The sequence below is a fragment of the Selenomonas timonae genome (assembly GCF_014250475.1).
Taxonomy (GTDB): Bacteria; Bacillota; Negativicutes; order Selenomonadales; family Selenomonadaceae; genus Centipeda; species Centipeda timonae.
This window is the reverse complement of sequence record NZ_CP060204.1, coordinates 811,090-826,002: the sequence shown is the minus strand read 5'-3', so window position 1 is coordinate 826,002 and position 14,913 is coordinate 811,090. Positions and strand designations below refer to the sequence as shown.

At 59.0% G+C, this 14,913-nt stretch carries 8 protein-coding genes; 4 read left to right on the top strand and 4 right to left on the bottom strand.

From position 1 onward, the window contains the following. The first annotated feature begins 83 nt into the window (after positions 1-83). The 4 genes from H1B31_RS03870 (at position 84) to sstT (ending at position 4,579) form a co-directional block, all read left to right on the top strand. Positions 84-770, top strand: coding sequence for a response regulator transcription factor (locus H1B31_RS03870; RefSeq protein WP_037346312.1), 687 nt, complete (start codon positions 84-86; stop codon positions 768-770). Continuing rightward, positions 754-2,193 (top strand): sensor histidine kinase, encoded by a 1,440-nt coding sequence (locus tag H1B31_RS03865; protein ID WP_009440875.1) that lies wholly within the window; start codon positions 754-756, stop codon positions 2,191-2,193. Before H1B31_RS03870 ends, H1B31_RS03865 begins: the two co-directional genes overlap by 17 nt. Positions 2,194-2,319: 126 nt before the next feature. Then, entirely contained in the window at positions 2,320-3,174 is an 855-nt protein-coding gene (rfbD, locus tag H1B31_RS03860; protein ID WP_009440873.1) for a dTDP-4-dehydrorhamnose reductase, read from the top strand. 157 nt (positions 3,175-3,331) lie between these two features. Beyond that, entirely contained in the window at positions 3,332-4,579 is a 1,248-nt protein-coding gene (sstT, locus tag H1B31_RS03855; RefSeq protein WP_037346309.1) for a serine/threonine transporter SstT, read from the top strand. A 235-nt stretch (positions 4,580-4,814) separates the two neighbouring features. Here sstT and H1B31_RS03850 read toward each other — a convergent pair whose 3' ends face one another. The 4 genes from H1B31_RS03850 to H1B31_RS11410 form a co-directional block, all read right to left on the bottom strand. Continuing rightward, complete coding sequence (locus tag H1B31_RS03850; RefSeq protein ID WP_185980963.1) at positions 4,815-5,369, bottom strand: biotin transporter BioY; 555 nt, start codon at positions 5,367-5,369, stop codon at positions 4,815-4,817. Positions 5,370-5,782: 413 nt separating this feature from the next. Then, positions 5,783-9,784, bottom strand: coding sequence for a DNA-directed RNA polymerase subunit beta' (gene rpoC, locus H1B31_RS03845; protein WP_185981222.1), 4,002 nt, complete (start codon positions 9,782-9,784; stop codon positions 5,783-5,785). 50 nt (positions 9,785-9,834) lie between these two features. Further along, positions 9,835-13,584 (bottom strand): DNA-directed RNA polymerase subunit beta, encoded by a 3,750-nt coding sequence (gene rpoB, locus H1B31_RS03840; protein ID WP_185980962.1) that lies wholly within the window; start codon positions 13,582-13,584, stop codon positions 9,835-9,837. 238 nt (positions 13,585-13,822) lie between these two features. Beyond that, positions 13,823-14,839 (bottom strand): YecA family protein, encoded by a 1,017-nt coding sequence (locus tag H1B31_RS11410; RefSeq protein ID WP_185980961.1) that lies wholly within the window; start codon positions 14,837-14,839, stop codon positions 13,823-13,825. Between the last annotated feature and the right edge of the window lie 74 nt (positions 14,840-14,913).

The window sequence follows — 14,913 nt, the reverse complement described above, 5'->3', positions numbered from 1 at the left end:
TATATTTCTCATTTTTGACTTTTCATTTTCCCTGCATTCATATATAGTAGGGACAGAAACAAGGAATGACGAGGTGGATAGATATGGAAGAAAAATCACGTGTCCTCATTGTCGAGGATGAGGTACGCATTGCGCGGTTCCTGCAGATGGAGCTCGAGCACGAGGGGTTCGAGGCGGAGACCGAGGGCAACGGCACACGCGCCTATGAACGCATCATTCAGGAGAATTTCGATATTATCCTGCTTGATGTCATGCTGCCTGGCATGGACGGCATTGAGATCTGCCGCCGTGTCCGCACGGTCTCGAACGTGCCCATCATCATGCTGACGGCACGCGATGCCGTGGAGGATCGCGTGGAGGGGCTGGACATCGGTGCGGACGACTACATCACGAAGCCGTTTGCCGTACCCGAGCTGCTCGCACGTCTGCGCAACGCTCTGCGCCGTCGTGACATCTCGACCGAGGATGCGTCCGACCGCCTCACGGTAAAGAATCTCATCATGTTCCTCTCGCGCTACGAGGTGCAGGTGGACGGCGAGACCGTCGCCCTCACAAAACGCGAATACGATCTGCTCGAGTACCTGCTGCGCAACAAGCGCACGGTGCTGACGCGCGATCAGATCCTCCAGGAGGTATGGGGCTTCGACTATACGGGCGAGACCAATGTGGTCGACGTCTACATCCGATACCTGCGCGCCAAGCTGGATGACCGCTTCAACAAGAAGTACATCTACACGGTGCGGGGCGTCGGGTATGTTGTCCGCGACTAATTCGCGCCTCGCCCGCTGGATCGACCGCTATTTCTACATCCGCATTTCTACAAAGATCACCCTGCTGTACGCGGCAATCCTCTTTTTCGTACTCATTCTCTCGACGGCGATTCTGGGGATTGGCGCGTACATCTATTTTTATCGGCAGGCGGAGGTCGATCTCGACCGCAGTATACGCCACGTGATGAGCAATATCGAAAGCGGCAATGCGGCAGAGGCAAAATTCTGGTTCGAAGGGCCCGTCATACCGGGTGTCATCGTACGTATTACAGATCGTTCGGGGCGTGTTGTGCTCGATACGGATGCGCATTTCCCCTCGATTGAAACGGTCGAGAGCGGCCGAATCTCGACGCCGATCTGGGCAAATCCCGATATGGAGGTCTCCGAGTTCAAGGGCGGTGCCGTCTATCATGCGCGGCGCAACATTGAGTACGACGGTATTCCCTATCAAATCCATTTCTTCCGCACGATCACAACGGAAACGGACTTTTTCAATTCCCTGCAGCGACTGCTCTTCTACACGGTTGCCGGATGCTTTGTGCTCGCACTCCTTGCAGGTCATTTCATCAGCAGACGTATCCTGAAACCCATCCGCGAGATCACCTGGACGGCGCGCAGCATCGAGGTGGAACGTCTCGGACGGCGTCTGGATGTGCCACGTGCTCGCGATGAGCTGTCGGAGCTCGCGCGTACGTTCAACCGCATGCTTGATCGCCTGCAGGAAGGCTTCCAACAGGAGCAGCGTTTCGTCTCCGACGCATCGCACGAGCTGCGCACACCGCTCACGGTCATCCTTGGATACTCCGACATGCTCTCGCGCTGGGGGCGCGAGGACAAGAACATCCTCGACGAGGGCATCACCTCCATCCGTTCGGAGGCGGAGAATATGCAGCAGCTCATCGAAAAGCTGCTCTTCCTCGCGCGTGCCGACCAGAAGCGGCAGGCAGTCAACAAGGAGGATGTTGATCTCGCGGAGCTCCTCGCCGATACGATGGAGAAGATGCAGACGGTCACAACCTCTCACGAGGTCACGCTCGGACGAAATGATCCTGTGACTGTGAGCGCGGATCCCGTGCTCCTGCGCCAACTGCTGCGCATCTTCCTCGAGAACAGTCTGAAGTATACGCCCCCCGGCGGTCACATCCACGCCTACTCGATCCGCACACCGGACAATTCGGCGGTCACGGTGACACTCACCGACGACGGCATTGGCATTGCACCCGAACATCAGGCGCGCATCTTCGACCGATTCTACCGCGTTGACTCCTCGCGCGCGAAGGAGACAGGCGGCTCGGGACTCGGGCTCTCCATTGCGCGTTGGATTGCCGAGCGCCACGACATCAAGATCGTACTCAAGAGCGCTGTCGACGAAGGTACGACGATCACGCTCACGATCCCGATCGTTCATGACGAAACTGCATAAAATATATGAAAAGACGCTGCCTATGTACTACACGGGCGGCGTCTTTTATGATACAATGAATTTGTATTTTATGTATGTTGTGATATTGTATGCGATGATGTATTGATACAGAAAGGATGGATTGCTATGAAGATCCTCATCACAGGCGCAACGGGACAGCTGGGTCACGACTGCGTGGAGGAGTGCAGGGCGCGCGGGCACGAGGTACACGGCGTCTCCTCGGAGCTCTTCCCTCTCTCCGACGAGAACGTCATGCGCGCCGTCCTCGAAGCGGTCGAACCCGATGCCATCCTGCATGCGGCGGCATACACTGCCGTGGATCAGGCGGAGGACGAGCCCTCGCTCTGCCGCAAAATCAATGCGGCAGGCACGGAGATTCTCGCGCGCCTCGCACGCGAACGCGATGTGAAGCTCCTCTACATCAGCACGGACTACGTCTTCCCCGGCACAGGCGACACGCCCCACGAGACGAACGCGCTCACATCCCCGCACAACGTCTACGGCGCGTCGAAGCTCGCGGGCGAGGAGGCTGTGCAGCAGGATCTCGACAAATACTTTATCGTGCGCACCTCGTGGGTCTTTGGTCTGCATGGCAAGAACTTCGTCAAGAGCATGCTGCAGCTTGCCAAAACCAATAAAATTCTCTCCATCGTCAACGATCAGATCGGCTCGCCCACCTATACGCGTGACCTCGCGCCGCTGCTTGCGGACATACTTGAGTCCGAAAAGTACGGCATCTACCACGCGACGAACGAGGGGTTCTGCTCGTGGGCGCAATTCGCGCGCGAGATCTTCCGTCAGGCGGGCATCAATGTCAACGTCACGAACGTCCCCTCGCATATGTACCCAACGAAGGCAACGCGCCCGAAGAACTCGCGCCTCAGCAAGAAGTCGCTTGACGACGCGGGCTTCCACCGCCTCCCTCCGTGGGAGGATGCCGTTGGGCGGTTTTTGAAGGAGCTGAAAGAGACGGCGGAATAGCCGCTGCTGCACTGTGAGGCGGCTGTGTGTTCGCGTGGGACTCGCACCTCTGTACAAGACTCCCCTCAGATATGTATACCCTGACAAAAGAGTGACAAATATGCCCCATTCTGTTATAATGGGGCATATTTTTATCCAACCAAAAGGAGGAATCCATTTGCTCAGCAACATCAGCCGCAAGTACCGCGAGACAGCCCTCATCAAGCTCATCGCGGTCGGACTCATCATCGGTATCCTCATCGCGCTCTACGCGCCCGCGCTCATTCCCATCGTCGCCGTGCTCGGCGATGTCTTCGTCCGCGCACTGAAGGGCGTTGCACCGATCCTCGTCTTCGTCCTCGTCATGAATGCAATGGCGCAGCGCACGGTTGGTTCGGGTGCAGCGCTGCGCCCCATCGTGCGTCTCTACATCATTGCGACTTTCCTCGCATCTGTTGTAGCAGTCGCCTTCTCCTTTGCCTTCCCGTCCACGCTGCATCTCGTCGTGGCGGACGCGACCGTTGCGCCGCCGAGCGGCATCGTCGAGGTCGTTCACAACCTCATTCTCAAGGTCGTCGACAACCCGATCAATGCGATTGCGAGCGCGAACTACATCGGCATCCTCGCGTGGAGCGTCCTCGCAGGAATCGCCCTGCAGAAGGCAAGCCCGACGACCAAGAACACCGTGCGCGACTTCGCCGTCGTCATGACGCAGATCGTTCTCTGGGTCATCCGCTTTGCCCCGTTCGGCATCATGGGACTTGTCGCTGACGCAGTTGGTACGAGCGGCGTGGATGCCCTCATCAGCTACCTCCAGCTCCTTGCTGTCCTGCTCGGCGCATTCTTCTCCGTCGCCCTCATCATGAATCCCATCATCGTCTGGATGCACATCCGCCGCAATCCGTTCCCGCTCGTCTTTACGACGCTACGTGAGAGCGGCATCTACGCCTTCTTCACGCGCAGCTCGGCGGCGAATATCCCCGTCAACCTCCAGCTCTGCAAGCGGCTTGGGCTCAATCCCGAGGTTTACTCCATTTCCATCCCGCTCGGTGCGACCATCAACATGAGCGGCGCGGCGATCACGATCGCCATCCTCTCGCTCGCAGCGGCAAACACGCTCGGCATCCACGTCGACCTGCCGACGGCGCTCCTCCTCTGCCTCATCGCCACGATCGGCGCATGCGGCGCTTCGGGCGTTGCGGGCGGCTCGCTACTCCTCATCCCCGTCGCCTGCTCCTCGTTCGGCATCGGCAACGACATCGCGATGCAGGTCGTCGGTGTCGGCTTCATCATCGGTGTGCTGCAGGACTCCTGCGAGACCGCGCTCAACAGCTCCACCGACGTCCTCTTCACTGCGACGGCGGAGTTCGCCGACCGCGCCAAGGCGGGCACGCTCACGGCGGAGGATATGACACCAAAGAGCTAAGGAATCGCTGATAAAATGAAGTCCGTCAGATTGGCGTAGATTTTTCTGTCCGATTGAGGAGGCAAACCGGACGCATAGCCAAAGCTATGTGGAGGATTTGCCGACAAAAAGCGGGCAAAAAAGATACGCTAAGATGGCGTGGCTGAATTTATCAGTGCTTCCCTAAGTTCCACGGAATAGCAAAGCGGCTTCCACGCATCTGTGTGGAAGCCGCTTTTGTGTATCAAGCAAAACTTCAGAGATACCGCAGCCGTCTGTTGAGCGTCACTCCGAGCGCAGCAGCGGCGACTGCCTTGATGAGGTCGCCCGGGATGTACTGCACGAGCGCCATAAAGGCGGCGACGATGCCGGCGAACTTATCCCCGAAGAGGATTGTCAGCCAGAGCGTTGCGACGAGGTAGGTGACGGGTACGCTCACGAGTGTTCCGACGAGGGCATAACGTGCGAAGGACGGCTCGCGTCCCTTCAGCATACTCATGAGCGTGTACGCAAGCAGAAAGCCGATAAAGAAGCCGCCGCGCGGGCCGAAGATGATGCCGAGTCCGCCGACGCCGCCCGCAAAGACGGGCAGACCGATCGCACCGAGCACGGTGTAGCCGACGAGGACGACCGCCGTCTGGCGCGGTGTGAGAACAAGCGCGGCAAGACACATGACAAAGGTCTGCATCGTCAGCGGCGCCATGAACGGCACGGGGATTGCAATGTACGCGCTCACACAGATCAGCGCGATACAGAGAGCCATACGCGTGGTATTGCGTACGGAAAAGAATTTATCATCGCGTGTTGTCATTAGAATCTCTCCTTTTCGTTGGTATTTTACAGCGAATGGAGAGATTCGTCAACTTGTTTTATAGAATCGGTAGACATCACTCGACGAGGAAGTTCTTAATGACAAAACAGATGTTTCTACGCTATACTCTAGAGGTTGCTTCCCCCATACTGGCAACAGAAAGGGGGTCGTCCACATGGAGATATTCATGTCATTCCTAGTCTCTGTCGCGGCAAGTGTTGTATCCTACTTCATTTGCAAATGGTTGGACAGAGATCCTAAGTAGGAGCAACCAACCTAAGGTCTAAGCCACCTTAAAAACGGAATAGAAAAACCGGCAGTCGCACCTGCCGGTTTTTTGTGTCGCCCTGGAAAATATTCATGTCATTTTTCCTAGGCACAGTATAGCACTTTCACAATCAGATTGCAACCACTCAATTTGTCAGCTGCTCCAAGCGCGAGAGATCAACCTCTTCGTGTACCTCTTCGACGATCTCTTCCTCCTCGGCTTCCTCCACAACCTGCGGTGCAAAGTCGACGATGTCGAGGTTGCGGTAGCGGGTCATGCCCGTGCCTGCGGGGATGAGCTTGCCGATGATGACGTTCTCCTTGAGTCCGACGAGCGGGTCGATCTTCCCCTTGATCGCGGCGTCTGTGAGGACGCGCGTGGTCTCCTGGAAGGATGCCGCCGAGAGGAAGGAGTCCGTCGCGAGCGACGCCTTTGTGATACCGAGCAGAATCGGTTTTGCCACAGCGGGCTCGCCGTCTTCCTCGATTGCCTTTGTATTCGCCGCCTCGAACGCATTGATCTCAATGTACTCGCCGGGCAGGAACTCCGTCGTGCCTGACTCCTCGATCTTGACCTTGTGCAGCATCTGCCGCACCATGACCTCAATGTGCTTATCGTTGATCTCAACGCCCTGCGACTTGTAGACCTTCTGCACCTCGTAGACGAGGTAGCGCTGGGTCGCCTGCAGACCGCAGACACGCAGGATGTCATGGGGATTGATCGAACCCTCGGTGATCTTGTCACCGGGCTTCAACACGACACCGTCGCGCACCGCCATGCGTGCGCCGAACGGCACGGCATACTCACGCGGTGTACCACCCTCGGGCGTGATCGTGACCGTGCGCATCCCCTTTCCCGTATCCTCGATCGAGACAACACCCTCGTTCTCCGCGATGATCGCGTTGTGCTTGGGCTTGCGTGCCTCGAAGAGCTCCTCGACGCGCGGCAGACCCTGGGTGATATCATCACCTGCGACACCGCCCGAGTGGAACGTACGCATCGTGAGCTGTGTGCCCGGCTCGCCGATCGACTGCGCGGCAATGATGCCGACCGCCTCGCCGATCTCGACCTCTGCCTGATTGGCGAGGTCGCGGCCATAGCATTTCATGCAAACACCGAACTGTGACTTACAGGTCAGCACGCTGCGGATGGAAACGCGCTTGCGCACGCCCTCGATCCGCTTTGCGAGAGCCTCGTCCACGGGGTCGTTGATATGTGCGATCGTCTCACCCGTTGCCTCGTCCACAATGTCCTCCGCGAGCACGCGGCCGACAATGCGGTCAGCAAGCGATTCAATGACGCCCGTGCCCTCGGTGATCGCCTCGACCTCAATACCGCGCACGTTGTTGTTGCGGATATGGAGCTCATGCAGCTCCGAGTCGATGATGGCTTCGACCGACTTGTCCGTGAGGAACTCACTCGCGGCGGCGAGCACAGTGCCGTCATCAAGAACGGCCTCGCGCACAACCTCCTTGCCGCTGAGTTCGCGAACAATCGCCGCACGCGCTTTCTTGCGCTTCTTCGCATCCGGCTCACCAAGTGTGATGCTCTCCGTCACCATTGCGTTACTGACGGCGCCCTCCACATTCACGGAAGAGCCGCGCACCATGAGCTCGCGCACATCACGCTCACCGATGGTCTCGAGCACCTCGTCGTCGAGGACGGTATCCTGCGGGTAGAGCACTTCCTTCGTCTCGGGATCATAGATCGCCGCCGCCAGGAGTCTGCCCATCAGGCTGTCAACCAGAAGCTCAAGCGCGTCAAACGCAGACTCCGCGAGCCGCGCGCGCACCTGCAGGAGGTTGATCGCGGAAACATCGCAATCCTCCTCGCGAACGATGACATCCTGTGCCACGTCGACGAGACGGCGCGTGAGATAGCCCGAGTCCGCCGTACGGAGCGCCGTATCGGCAAGACCCTTGCGTGCGCCGTGCGAGGAGATGAAGTAATCGGAAACGGTGAGTCCCTCGCGGAAATTCGCCGTGATCGGTAGGTCGATGATCTTACCCGACGGGTCAGCCATCAGACCGCGCATACCCGCGAGCTGACGCATCTGCTGCTTATTGCCGCGTGCGCCTGAGTCCGCCATCATAAAGATGGGGTTGAACGGATCCATGTTTTCCATCATCGCATCCGCAACGTCGTCCGTCGCCTTTGTCCAGAGCTGGACAACCTTCTTGTAGCGCTCGTCCTCTGTAATCAGACCGCGGCCGAACTGGCGCTCGACCTTGTTGACGAGTGCCTGTGTGTCCGCGATGATATCCTTCTTCTTCGGCGGCACGATGACATCAGAGACAGCGACCGTCATGCCCGCGATGCAGGCATAGTGGTAGCCGAGATTTTTCACATTGTCGATGACCTCAGCGGTCTTGGTCGCGCCAAAGTGATCGTAGCAGTTTGCAACGAGCTTGCCGAGCTCCTTCTTGTTCATGAGAACGCCAAGGCTCCACTCACCCGTCTCCGCATCCTGACGATAGTGACGAAGCTCATCGGGCAGGATCTCGCTGAAGATGAGACGACCGAGAGAGCTGCGGACGAGTCCGTAGCCCGCGACCTGCACGCGGATCTCCGCCTGCAGATCGAGCACCTTCTCCTGGTAGGCGAGGAGTGCCTCTGCAATGCCCGTAAAGACCTTGCCCTCGCCCTTTGCACCCGGGCGCACCTTCGTGAGGTAGTACGAGCCGAGCACCATGTCCTGCGAGGGAACGATGATGGGCTTGCCGTCCTTCGGCGCGAGGATGTGGTTCGCCGCGAGCATGAGCACGCGCGCCTCCGTCTGCGCCTCTGCCGAGAGCGGCAGATGGATTGCCATCTGGTCTCCGTCAAAGTCCGCGTTGTACGCCGTACACGCGAGCGGGTGCAGCTTCAGCGCGCGCCCTTCGGTCAGGACAGGCTCAAATGCCTGAATGCCGAGGCGGTGCAGCGTCGGTGCGCGGTTGAGAAGCACGGGGTGCTCCTTGATGACATCCTCGAGCACGTCCCAGACCTCGGGACGCGCGCGCTCAACCATGCGCTTTGCCGACTTGATGTTGTGCGCCGCGCCGTCTGCCTGCAGCTTCTTCATGACGAACGGCTTGAAGAGCTCGAGCGCCATCTCCTTCGGCAGACCGCACTGGTGCAGTTTCAGCTCAGGCCCGACGACGATAACAGAGCGCCCCGAGTAGTCGACGCGCTTGCCGAGCAGGTTCTGACGGAAGCGCCCCTGCTTGCCCTTGAGCATATCCGAGAGCGACTTCAGCGCACGGTTGCCGGGTCCCGTGACGGGTCGGCCGCGGCGGCCGTTGTCGATCAGCGCATCCACCGCCTCCTGCAGCATACGCTTCTCGTTGCGTACGATGATGTCGGGCGCACCGAGGTCGAGCAGACGGCGCAGACGGTTGTTGCGGTTGATGACGCGGCGGTAGAGGTCGTTGAGGTCAGATGTCGCAAAACGCCCGCCGTCGAGCTGCACCATCGGGCGCAGATCGGGCGGAATCACAGGAACAACGTCCATAATCATCCACGAGGGCTTATTGCCCGACTTGCGGAACGCCTCCACCACCTCGAGGCGGCGGATCGCACGCACCTTTTTCTGACCGGAGGTCGTGCGCACGTCACTCCTGAGCTGCTCGCTCATCTGCTCGAGATCGAGTTCCTCGAGCAGCTCCTTGATTGCCTCTGCGCCCATGCCGACGCGGAAGGTATTGCCATACTTCTCAAGCGCGTCATGGTACTCGCGCTCGGAGAGCAGTTCCTTTTTCTTGAGATCCGTCTCGCCCGCATCAATGACGATGTAGTAGGCGAAATAAAGCACCTTCTCGAGGGAGCGCGGGGACACATCGAGGATGAGTCCCATGCGGCTCGGGATGCCCTTGAAATACCAGATATGCGAGACGGGCGCAGCCAGCTCGATATGTCCCATGCGCTCACGGCGCACCTTTGCACGCGTCACCTCGACGCCGCAGCGATCGCAGACAACGCCCTTGTAGCGGATGCGCTTGTACTTTCCGCAGTGGCACTCCCAGTCGCGCGTCGGTCCGAAGATGCGCTCACAGAAGAGGCCGTCGCGCTCGGGCTTGAGCGTGCGGTAGTTGATGGTCTCGGGCTTCTTTACCTCGCCGTGCGACCACTCACGAATTTTATCGGGGGAAGCGAGTCCAATCCGCATTGAGTCAAAATTGTTTACATCCAGCAACAGATGCCACTCCCTTCCTAGAATCAGACGTCCAGATCATCCTCGTTCGACGCATCGAGCTCATCGAGTCCGCCGTGCAGAATCGTATCCATATCGTCCGAAATTTGTTCGTCTGTATCAATGTGTGCGATGAGATCCTCGTCCGAGCCCCCCTCATCAGCGCCGTCCTCCTCATCGTAGGAGTCCTCCGCAGGGGGTGGAGCTGCGCCGGTCTCATCGACGCCCTCGACATCGAGCTCGAGCGAGCGTGCCTTCTCCCCGATGTCCTCGTCCTCCTCGTCGCGAATCGCAATTTCCTTCGCGTCCTCGTTGAGCACCTTGATGTCGAGGCCGATCGCCTGCAGTTCCTTGATGAGCACCTTAAAGGACTCCGGAACCCCCGGCTCGGGGATGTTGTCGCCCTTGACAATCGACTCATATGCCTTGACACGCCCGACCACGTCGTCGGACTTCACCGTCAGGATCTCCTGCAGGGTGTACGCCGCGCCGTATGCCTCGAGCGCCCAGACCTCCATCTCGCCGAAGCGCTGTCCGCCGAACTGCGCCTTGCCGCCGAGCGGCTGCTGCGTGACGAGCGAGTACGGACCCGTGGAGCGCGCGTGAATCTTGTCGTCAACGAGATGGTGCAGCTTCAGCATATAGACGCAGCCGACCGTGACGCGGTTCTCGAACGGCTCACCCGTGCGCCCGTCATAGAGCACCGTCTTGCCGTCATCGGGCAGACCCGCCGCGCGAATCGTGCCGAACACATCGTCATCGCTCGCGCCGTCAAAGACAGGGGTTGCAATGTGAATGCCCGCCACGTCGGGGATGGGCATCCCATTTGCATCGAAATTATAGCCCGCCGCGCGGAGATCTCCCTCCACCGTCGGATCGCCCGCCTTGATGCGCTGACCGAGCACGCGGCACGCCATGCCGAGATGGGTCTCGAGCACCTGACCGATATTCATACGCGACGGCACGCCGAGCGGATTCAGCACGATGTCGACGGGCGTACCATCCGGCAGGAAGGGCATATCCTCCTGACGCATGATGCGCGAGACGACGCCCTTGTTGCCGTGGCGACCGGACATCTTGTCGCCGACCGAGATTTTGCGCTTCTGCGCGATGTAGACGCGCACGAGGCGGTTCACGCCGGGCGGCAGTTCGTCGTTGTTCTCGCGCGTGAAGATCTTCACGTCGATGATCTTGCCCGCCTCACCGTGCGGCACGCGCAGCGAGGTGTCGCGCACCTCACGCGCCTTCTCGCCGAAGATCGCGCGCAGGAGGCGCTCCTCTGCCGTCAGCTCCGTCTCGCCCTTCGGCGTGACCTTGCCGACAAGGATGTCACCGGGGCGCACATCGGCACCAATCGAGACAATGCCGTCCTCATCGAGATCCTTGAGCGCGTCCTCCGCGACGTTCGGGATATCGCGCGTGATCTCCTCGGGGCCGAGCTTTGTATCGCGCGCGTCGCACTCGTACTCCTCAATGTGAATCGAGGTGTAGAGGTCGCGCTTCACGAGGTTCTCGCTGAGCAGAATTGCGTCCTCGTAGTTGTAGCCCTCCCACGGCATATAGGCAACGATTATGTTGTAGCCAAGGGCAAGCTCGCCGTTGTCCGTCGAGGGACCGTCGGCGATGGGCTGCCCCTCTGCCACGCGGTCGCCCACATAGACCAGCGGCCTCTGATTGATACAGGTCGCCTGGTTCGAGCGGACAAATTTCTGCAATTTATAGTTGTCAAATGCGCCCTCATCCGTGCGGATGGTGATCGCATTCGCCGTAACTTCCGTAACCTCGCCGCTGTGCTTCGCGAGCACCATGACACCCGAGTCGCACGCGGCCTTGTACTCCATGCCCGTGCCGACGAGCGGCGCCTGTGTCTTGAGCAGAGGCACAGCCTGACGCTGCATGTTCGCGCCCATGAGCGCGCGGTTCGCATCGTCGTTCTCAAGGAACGGGATCATTGCCGTTGCAATCGAGAAGACCTGACGCGGCGACACGTCCATGTAGTCCACATGGTCGCGGCGATGCAGACCCGTCTCCTCGTGGAAACGCGCCGTCACGCGCTCGTTGACGAAGAACTCATTCTCATCGAGCGGCTCGTTTGCCTGCGCAATGATGAGCTCGTCCTCCTCGTCCGCCGTCAGATAGCGGACATCCTCCGTCACGCGGCGGTTCTCCTTGTCCACGCGGCGGTACGGTGTCTCCATAAAGCCGAACTGGTTCACGCGCGCATAGTTCGCGAGCGAGCCGATGAGTCCGATATTCGGACCTTCGGGCGACTCAACGGGGCACATACGCCCGTAATGCGAGTTATGAACATCGCGCACTTCAAATCCCGCGCGCTCGCGCGAGAGACCGCCGGGTCCGAGCGCCGAGAGGCGGCGCTTATGCGTCAGCTCCGAGAGCGGATTGTGCTGATCCATAAACTGCGAGAGCTGCGAGGAGCCAAAGAACTCCTTTACCGCCGCCACCACGGGGCGAATATTGATCAGCCCCTGCGGCGTAATGCTCTCCGTCTCCTGAATCGACATGCGCTCGCGCACAACGCGCTCCATGCGCGAGAGGCCGATGCGGAACTGGTTCTGCAGCAGCTCTCCGACCGCACGCACGCGGCGGTTGCCGAGGTGGTCGATGTCGTCCGTATAGCCAAATCCATCCATGAGACCCAGCAGATAGCTGATCGCCGCCATGACATCCTCTCGCGTGATTGTGCGGAACTGATAGTCACGCGTCGGCGCGCAGAGCATGCGGTAGATCTCGCCGTCCGCCTTCTGCACGTCAAAGGCGACGATCTCGCCCTCGCCAAAGAGTTCGATTTCGCGCTCGGGGCTGACGGCATCCACCATCTCCGCCGTGATGCGCTCGCCCTTCGGGAAGACAATCTCACCCGACTCCTTGTCAACGACAGGATTTGCAAGCACCTTGCCGAGGAGGCGGCGGCGCCAGCCGAGCTTCTTTGTCAGTTTATAGCGTCCGACCGTTGCCAGATCGTAGCGGCGCGGGTCGAAGAACAGCGTCTCGAGCAGCTGACGCGCATTGTCCTCGTTCGCGGGCTCGCCCGGACGGAGGCGGCGGTAGATCTCGATGACCGCCTTGCTGCGCGTCTTCACCTCGTCCGTGTCACGCTCAATCGTCGCGAGCATGCGCGGATCGTCGCCGAAGAGCTCACGGATCTCAGCGTCGCTCTCGTAGCCAAGCGCGCGGATGAGATAGGTCACAGGCATCTTGCGTGTGCGGTCAATGCGCACGGACACAATGTCGTTTGCATCCGTCTCGAGCTCGATCCATGCACCGCGGTTCGGAATCATCGTCGCGTTGAAGAGCTCCTTGCCCGTCGTGTCAATCTCGACGCCGTAATAGGTGCCGGGCGAGCGGACGAGCTGGCTGACGATGACGCGCTCCGCGCCGTTGATGATGAACGTGCCCGTGTCCGTCATGAGCGGGAAATCCCCCATGAAGACCTCCTGCTCCTTGATCTCGCCCGTCTCGCGGTTCACGAGACGTACGTTCACGCGCAGGGGTGCGGCATAGGTCACGTCGCGTTCCTTGCACTCGTCGAGATCGTACTTCGGCTCACCGAGCGCAAACGATTCAAAGGAAAGGATGAGATTCCCCGAGAAATCCTGAATAGGCGAGATATCGCGGAAGATCTCCGCGAGTCCCACCTCAAGAAACCACTGATAGCTCGTACGCTGGATATCGAGGAGATGCGGCATCTCCATGACTTCCTTAATGCGCGCATAGCTATACCGGGTGCGACGGCCGACCGACACAGGATTGAACATGAACGCTGTCACCCTTTCGCTGGATTATCGTTGATGGAGTTCGTGCACCGACGTAATTGCAAAGACACAAAAAGAACAAGGCAACCATCTGAATACCTTGCTCATTTGTCCTTTCTAACACGAGCCGCGAAGGCTGACCCTCCCCGAAAAAGGCGCACAAATCCCCATTCTCATTCAATAGGTCATTGTATTGTACTGCACTTTAATTCTCGTGTCAAGGGATATTTTCAAAAACTGCTTATTTCCCGCAACATTTCTTATACTTCTTCCCGCTGCCGCAGGGGCAGGGATCGTTGCGTCCGACCTTCGCGCTCTTTTTCTGTGCAGCAATCTCCGCCGCGACCGCATCCAGCTCTTCCAGAAACGCCTTGCGCACATTTTCATGCGGAAGATCCACCGTCATGAACTCCTCGCGCAGCTCCTCCACCGTCATGTCACCACGCGCCAGTGCCGCGCGCATACGAGGTCCGATCGACGCCGTCTGCGGCTTCTCGTAGCGATGCGGATTCATTGCAGAGAGTTCATTCGGCGTGTGACCGCGATTGGCAAAGATGCGGGCATTGTTCATATAACGTATCCAGCGCTCAGCAAACTGCTCGATATCGCTCGCGTCCGTGAACTCAATTCCCATCTCATCCAACAGACTGATGAGTGCGTTCAAATCCACATCCACGCGCAGCAGATCAAAAATCTCATCCAGCACAACTTCGCATTCGTATCTCATCCAGTCGACGGGCATATGCGCCTCGATGAAGTCGACAAGCGCCGCATATTCCGCCGTCTTTTCCACATAGAAAGGCTCCGCATACGCAAGCAGAGACGCCTTGTCAGTCGGAATATAGAGTGGTTTTTCCATCTGCTGATGCACTGTTTTGGCGTAGAGATCCTCCTCCGCCTCTAACAGTGCCGTGCAGATGACCTCGCGATCCAGCACATCACGCGCTGCCACATCGATATAAAGTTCGCTGCGCCCCAGAACCCAGTAGCCTTCGCACTCATGCCGCGCGATCTCGGCAAACGCAAGGAACTCCTCGTCCGTCACAGTGCGCGGGCTGAATCGGCGAATCACCGCGAGCGCGTCACGCAGCGAGATCACCCCGTAGAGATTCGCCATCGCGTTGAAATACTTGCGCAGAAGACGTGATGTATTGTCCTTGAGCGGGATTTCACGGTACAGCGCATTGAGTTCCCGCCGGTCATACATCTCAGGAAACGGCACCGGCTTCTGCCCTTCGCCAATATTCTCTGTCATCATTCTCACATATACCATTAGGGATGTACTGATAAATTCAGCGATTCCCCAGAAGCACCACAAAGCACCTCACCAGC